The organism is Alcanivorax sp. (assembly GCF_014762765.1).
Taxonomy (GTDB): Bacteria; Pseudomonadota; Gammaproteobacteria; order Pseudomonadales; family Alcanivoracaceae; genus Alcanivorax.
This window is the reverse complement of record NZ_JABURH010000045.1, coordinates 1-5,228: the sequence shown is the minus strand read 5'-3', so window position 1 is coordinate 5,228 and position 5,228 is coordinate 1. Positions and strand designations below refer to the sequence as shown.

Here is a 5,228-nt window from a genome sequence, read left to right as displayed (position 1 = left end):
CCACGATCAAACTGTCGGCAGGTCTCGGCAAACTGGTGGATAGCGGCAAGATCCACCTTCGGCTCGATACTCTCAGGCAGACAGTCCAGCAGGGCACTGATGCGTATGGAAGCCTCACTCAGCTCTACCTGTTTCTGGTCAACGGCCCGGCACAACACCTCGAGACTGTCGAGAATATGCACCTGCTGGGCTCTCGTTTCCCGTGCCTCACGACGGGCCAGCCAGATCCGCCAGAGCACCAGACCCAGCACTGCACCAATAAACAGGCCGATAAGCGCTGCCAGTATGAGTTGTCCGGCCTGGGCCATAACGGATTCTCCTTGCTTTCCATGAACACGAAAGTGACGCACTCGGGATTGAAAATCGCCGAGCATAGCCGCATTGTACGCGGCACACTCTCTCTGCACAGCACCGCAAACCGGAGGCCCATTGAACGCAGAGTTACCCGTCTGGCTGGAGCCGCTGGCCCAGCAACTGGAACCTTGGCTGCCGGCACTCACGGTAACCGGCATTATTATGGCCCTGGCCTCCTGTGTTGCCATTCCCTGGCTATTACTGCGTATGCCTGAGGATTATTTTACCGAAAGCTATCTGCCCCACGCCCATCGCGGCCCGCTGGCCTGGTGTTTCTGGCTTGTTCGCAACGTACTGGCGATATTATTACTGGTGGCTGGCATTCTTATGTTGGTGCTTCCCGGGCAAGGCCTGCTCACCATCCTCATCGCTCTGATGGCGAGCACGTTTCCGGGGAAATACCGTATGGAACGCGCTATTATGCGCCGCCCTGGCGTGTTTCGGGCAGCCAACTGGATACGCCGAAAATACGACAGAACGCCACTGAAACACCCTGACGGACATGACGAGGACATCCTTGATGGCCATTAACAGCGCCGCCATCCGTTGGCATGACGATCATCTGGAACTGCTTGATCAGCGACGCCTGCCGGCAGAAACAGTCTGGCTGCCTATCCACGGCAGCGATGATGCCGCCGCTGCTATTCGTGACATGGTGGTCCGCGGCGCACCCGCCATTGGCATCACCGCCGCCTATGGCCTGGCGCTGGAAGCCGCGCGTCTCGGCGATGACGCCACTGCATCAGCATTGGCCCCCGCCATTGCGGCCCTTGCGGCCAGCCGGCCAACCGCCGTCAATCTGTTTTGGGCCCTGGAGCGCCTGCAGACTGTCGCCGGCGAACTCTCCGGAGCCTCCCTGATCAACGCCCTCAAAGCGGATGCGCAGGCAATACACGAAGAAGATCTAGCTGCCAATCAACGCATGGGCGAGCTGGGTGCGGATCTTCTGCCGGATAACGCCAGTGTCTACACCCACTGCAACACTGGAGCCCTGGCTACCGGCGGGCACGGGACGGCGCTCGGCATTATCCGCACGGCCTGGTCGCGGGGTACGCTGCAGGAAGTCTACGCTGGCGAAACCCGCCCCTGGCTGCAAGGTAGCCGCCTGACCAGCTGGGAGCTGCTCAATGATGACATTCCCGTCACCCTGGTGGCGGACAGCGCCGCTGGCCAGCTCATGCAGCAGGGCAAGATACAGGCCGTGATAGTCGGTGCTGACCGCATTACCGCCAATGGCGATACTGCCAACAAGATCGGCACCTACAATCTGGCCGTCCTGGCCCGTCATCACGGCATCCCCTTTATCGTGGCGGCACCACTGTCGACACTGGATGCTGAGCTGCCGGACGGCAGCCATATCGTCATCGAAGAGCGCGACGCCAGCGAAGTGCGCAACATTCAGGGCAAGACCCTGGCGCCGGCCCATTGCCCGGTGTACAACCCGGCGTTTGATGTGACCCCGGCTGAGTTAATCTCCGCCATCGTCACCGAGCGGGGCGTGATCCGGAACCCCACCACCGATACACTGATGGCTCACCTTCGTGGATAACAGCATGACCGATCGCCCCTACTCCACTGCCGATTACCGTGAAGCTGCCCGGGCCCTGGCGGCCACCGGGCAGCGGATCTATCAGCATGGCTGGTCGCCAGCCACCAGCAGCAACTACTCCGTACGCCTGAACGCCACCCATGCAGCGATTACCCGCTCCGGAAAGGACAAGGGCCTGTTGCAGGAAACCGATATCATGGCCGTGGACATGGACGGCCAGCCCGCCAGCGACGGCAAGCCATCGGCAGAAACCCTGCTGCATACCCAGTTGTACCGTCGCCATGACAACGTGGGGGCTGTCCTGCATACCCATAGTCATGCCAGCACCGTGCTGACCATGCACTGGCCCGCCAACAGCATCACCCTGGAAGGCTATGAGCTGCTCAAGGCACTGGAAGGCTACACCACCCATGACAGCCGGCTGGTGATTCCCGTGTTTGATAACACCCAGGACATCGCCGCCCTGGCCGAGCAGGTGGATGCGGCCATGGCGGACGACGCGATTACCCACGCCTATCTGATCCGCGGCCACGGCCTGTACACCTGGGCCAGCGATTTACCCACCTGTTACCGTCAACTTGAAGCGCTGGAGACCCTGCTCGCTATAGAGCTGGACCGCCGCCGTTTGCAAGGAGTATGACCCCATGAGCGAACTGAAAATCTTTCACGACAGCCAGCCGGATACCCTTGAGCAGCATCTGACTGACAAGGCTGCCATGGCCAAGGCACTGGCCGATGCGGGCATTCGCTATGAACAGTGGCAAGCCACGCAAACCCTGTCCGATCACCCCCAGCAGGACGAAGTGATTGCCGCCTACCAGGCGGACATCGACCGGCTGATCGCCGAGGAAGGCTACCAGACTGTTGACGTGGTCAGCATGGTGCCGGATCACCCGGAGAAAGCCGCTTTCCGGCAAAAGTTTCTGGAAGAGCACCGGCACAGTGAAGACGAAGTACGCTTTTTCGTGGAAGGCCAGGGTCTGTTCACCCTGCACATCGGCGACAGGGTCTATGAGGTGCTGTGTACCAAGGGCGACCTGATCAGTGTACCCGCCAACACCCCGCACTGGTTCGACATGGGCCCCAACCCCCGTTTCGTGGCCATTCGCCTTTTCAATAACCCGGAAGGCTGGGTGGCCAACTTTACCGGCAGCGATATCGCCCAGCGGTTCAACCGCCTGGAAAACTGAGCCCTCCTCCCGACAGGAATCGCTCCCCGGCCAGCGGCATTAACCTCGCTGGTAACGCCGGGTTTTCGCCAGGGAAGGCTGTTACAGACTATGCATTGTGAAGTTGACCATGATTAAAGCCGTTGTCACCGACATTGAAGGCACCACCAGCAGCATTTCCTTCGTCAAGGAAGTGCTGTTCCCCTATGCCGCCAGACAATTTCCCGCGTTTCTGGAAACACACTGGGACCAACCGGAGATACAGGCCAAGGTACAAGCGGCTGAGCAGGAAAGCGGACAGCGTCTGGACAGCCCGGCCTCTGCCAATGCCCTCTTTCAGCAATGGATCACCGACGACCGCAAAGCCACCCCGCTGAAAGCCCTGCAGGGGATGATCTGGAAGACCGGTTACCAGAATGGTGATTACACCGCCCACCTCTACCCGGATACCGCCCCGGCCCTGCAAGCCTGGAAAGAAAAAGGGCTGGACCTGTATGTATATTCCTCCGGCTCCATCCCCGCCCAGAAGCTGTTCTTCAGCTACAGCGATGCGGGAGATCTGACAGGCCTGTTCTCCGGTTATTTCGATACCACATCCGGTCATAAACAGGAAACGGACAGTTACCGCACCATCCAGCAATCTATCGGTTTGCCGGCGGAGCAATTGCTGTTTCTGTCGGATATTGAGGCAGAACTGGATGCGGCCGCTGAAGCGGGATTTCAGACTATCCGGCTGGATCGCGAAGGCAACCAGGGAGAAAGCCGGCATAAGGTAGTGACGTCATTCGAAGAAATTGCCCTATAGCGAGCCCAGCAACGGCATATCGACTCAGTGCACCCTACATGCAACGCCAGACGACAAATTTCTGGTTGCTGCCCAGTACCTCGACCTTGCCAAACAGCTTGCCCAGCAGCTTGTGGTAACCCAGATGGCGGTTGCCGATCACCCGTAGCTCTCCGCCGACATTCAGCGCCTGCTTCGATTGTCTGAACAACCGCCGCGCCACGTGATCGCCAACCACATGCCCGTCATGGAACGGCGGATTGAGCAGGATCAGATCGAAACGCTCATCATGACCCGCCAGACCATCGCCAAGATAAAACTCGCTGTCGCTCTCCGGACAATACCGCGCCACGTTGTCACGGGCACTTTGCAGCGCCAGCCAGGATTCATCGCAGAACACCAGATGACTATCCGGGCATGCCTGCAACAACGCCAGCCCGATTACCCCATTGCCACAGCCGAGATCCGCCACCTTCGCACCAGGTGGCAGATTGCTGGGAATGTGCGCCAGGAAAAACCGCGCCCCGATATCCAGCTGCTGCTGGGCAAACACTCCCGCATGCACCGTCAACGGCCCCATGGGGCCTTCCACCTCGGTGGGATACGGCGCGACTGCGAGTCGTTCGCCGGGCGCCGAGGCAGTGAACAGACGGGCTTTCTTCCAGCCCAGCTCCGCCCGGCCGTTGCCCAGATACTGCTGCATCAGCGGCACTAGTTGGCGGGGCAGGTGCTTGTCCATACCTGCCAGCCACACTGGCGTGCCCCGCGCCAGTTGTTCACTGAGCCACTGCAGTTGCCATTCCAGCAACGCCAGCGACTTGGGAACACGCATAATCACCTGATCAGGCGATTCCGGCAGATTATCAAAAGGCCACAGGGGTGCCCCCTGCTCCGGCAGCCCATTCAGATCGCAGTTATGCACCTGCGCACGGCTGGCGAGAAAAGAGTCGCCACTGCTGATCACCGGCCCGTGCTGCGACGCCGCCAAGGCCAACGCGCCCTGCTGGTCGTTGACCACCAGCGTTAAAGGCCCGGCCGCGCGCGCTTTCAGAGTGTTCAGCAGGTAAAGATCCGCATTATCCCAGGCTTGCAGGGGCTCATTGCGGCGCAGCGGCCAACGCTGCAGGGTCAATTGGCCCCAGGGGTGCTCAAAGGTTGTCATGCCGTTCCCGGTTATGTTGCTCAAGCGGCGCATTCTGCCTGCCCTGCCCGTCGTTGACCAGAATCTGCGCAAACAGGCCGGCGGCGGTTATTTAGGTATGGTATTTTGAAAATTCGCTGCTAGAATGCGCCAGCACAAGATCCGGAATATAGCTCAGCCTGGTAGAGCACTACGTTCGGGACGTAGGGGTCGCAGGTTCGAATCCTGCTA

Annotated in this window: 7 protein-coding genes; 5 read left to right on the top strand and 2 right to left on the bottom strand. The window is 59.9% G+C overall.

Features of this window, described 5'->3' with window-relative positions:
- On the bottom strand, positions 1–308 hold a 308-nt coding region (locus tag HUJ17_RS01465; protein WP_290509038.1), incomplete at its 3' end, for a DUF2489 domain-containing protein.
- Between the two features lie 121 nt (positions 309–429).
- On the opposite strand from HUJ17_RS01465, the gene HUJ17_RS01460 reads away from it, so the two are divergent.
- From HUJ17_RS01460 to mtnC, 5 genes are all read left to right on the top strand, one after another.
- Complete coding sequence (locus tag HUJ17_RS01460) at positions 430–885, top strand: PGPGW domain-containing protein (protein ID WP_290509037.1); 456 nt, start codon at positions 430–432, stop codon at positions 883–885.
- The gene (gene mtnA, locus HUJ17_RS01455) at positions 875–1,903 is read left to right on the top strand and encodes an S-methyl-5-thioribose-1-phosphate isomerase (RefSeq protein ID WP_290509036.1); all 1,029 of its coding nucleotides are present in this window, start codon (positions 875–877) and stop codon (positions 1,901–1,903) included. The genes HUJ17_RS01460 and mtnA overlap by 11 nt, the downstream gene beginning before the upstream one ends.
- Before the next feature lie 4 nt (positions 1,904–1,907).
- On the top strand, positions 1,908–2,543 hold the full coding sequence (locus HUJ17_RS01450; RefSeq protein ID WP_290509035.1) for a methylthioribulose 1-phosphate dehydratase: 636 nt from the start codon (positions 1,908–1,910) through the stop codon (positions 2,541–2,543).
- A 4-nt stretch (positions 2,544–2,547) separates the two neighbouring features.
- The gene (locus HUJ17_RS01445) at positions 2,548–3,093 is read left to right on the top strand and encodes a cupin domain-containing protein (RefSeq protein ID WP_290509034.1); all 546 of its coding nucleotides are present in this window, start codon (positions 2,548–2,550) and stop codon (positions 3,091–3,093) included.
- A 109-nt stretch (positions 3,094–3,202) separates the two neighbouring features.
- On the top strand, positions 3,203–3,877 hold the full coding sequence (gene mtnC, locus HUJ17_RS01440; protein ID WP_290509033.1) for an acireductone synthase: 675 nt from the start codon (positions 3,203–3,205) through the stop codon (positions 3,875–3,877).
- Positions 3,878–3,911: 34 nt separating this feature from the next.
- Here the strand turns inward: mtnC and HUJ17_RS01435 are convergent, their stop codons facing one another.
- A complete protein-coding gene (locus HUJ17_RS01435; protein WP_290509032.1) occupies positions 3,912–5,018 on the bottom strand; it encodes a methyltransferase in 1,107 nt (368 codons plus the stop codon).
- Positions 5,019–5,228: the final 210 nt, after the last annotated feature.